Here is a 370-nt window from a genome sequence, read left to right on the forward strand (position 1 = left end):
TCTGCTGTATCTAAAATTCCATCATTATCATCATCTAAATCTTGTGCATCTACTACTCCATCTCCATCACTATCTGGACCTGTAACAGTGATTGTTAAAGTTGCCGTCTGACAAACATCATCTGTTGTGTTTGCATTTGGTAAACCGGTTACTGCATCAAATGTAGTATCATCGTTTACATCATTACAAACTGTATACTCTATCGTTACATCTGTGCCTGCTTCTGATGATGTTGGTGTATAAGTAATTTCTCCTGTATCTGGATCAATACTTACTGTACCTGCGGCTGTTCCTCCTGTTTGATATAAAATCGTGTTTCCTGTATTATTTGGATCTGTATCTCCTAAATAATCATCATTGGTTAAAACAT

The 370-nt window shown here is 36.2% G+C and carries 1 pseudogene; it reads right to left on the reverse strand.

Features of this window, described 5'->3' with window-relative positions:
• A pseudogene (locus EYW44_RS22410) lies at window positions 1–370 on the reverse strand (hypothetical protein); the annotation flags it as partial.

It is taken from the genome of Tenacibaculum sp. M341 (assembly GCF_004337695.1).
Classification (GTDB): Bacteria; Bacteroidota; Bacteroidia; order Flavobacteriales; family Flavobacteriaceae; genus Polaribacter.